At 71.8% G+C, this 763-nt stretch carries 1 pseudogene; it reads right to left on the reverse strand.

From position 1 onward, the window contains the following. Window positions 1-33 precede the first annotated feature (33 nt). Window positions 34-763 (reverse strand): annotated as a pseudogene (locus G3O00_RS42960) (PLP-dependent decarboxylase); the annotation flags it as partial.

Consider the following 763-nt stretch of genomic DNA (forward strand, 5'->3'; position numbering starts at 1 on the left):
TGCGTTCATGATCGGCTCCTCTCTCAGGTGGGTCTAGGCAGGCCGCACGTACACGTGCGCGGCTTCGTGGGACAGGAAATGCGCCATCGAGTACGTGCGGTGATACGCGCCGCAGCGCGCAAACACCGCGATGTCGCCGACCTGCGGCGGTGCGCCCGTGTCGTCGCGGCCGATCACGTCCGCGCGGCTGCAGGTGCTGCCGACGTAGATCGTCGGCACGCCACGTACCGGCGGCTCCGCAGTGCGGCGCACGAGCGACGGCGCGGCGAGCCGGCGCATCACCGATTCGGTCTGTGCAAGCAGAAACGCATGCGACAGCCCGCCGTCGCAGACGGCGATCGTGCGGCCCTGCCACGTCTTGACCGCAACGACGCGGGTCGCGAACACGCCCGCATCGGCGAAGATCGCGCGGCCGGATTCATGCGCGAGCGAGTACTGGCCGGCCAGCGGGGCGAGCGTGGCGGCATAGCGTTCGAACGCGGCATCGCCCGGGTGATCGTCGGCAAAGCCGCCGCCGAGACTCAGCGACGCGAGCGGGGCGCCGTTCGCGGGCGCGAGATCGCGGGCGAGCGCCGCGAGCCGTTCGGGCAGCACGAGCGTGTCGGGCTGCGTCGCGTCCTGGCGGATGAATGAATGCGGGCCGGAGAACACGTGCAGCCCGGCCACCGGCAGGCCGGCAGCGGCGAGCGTGCGCACCGCGTCGTGCGCCTCGTTCGGCGTCATCCCGAAGTGGTCGTGCCACAGCGCGCGCGCATCGTCGCCG

Source organism: Burkholderia sp. Ac-20384 (assembly GCF_017104605.1).
In the GTDB taxonomy this organism is placed as follows: Bacteria; Pseudomonadota; Gammaproteobacteria; order Burkholderiales; family Burkholderiaceae; genus Burkholderia; species Burkholderia lata.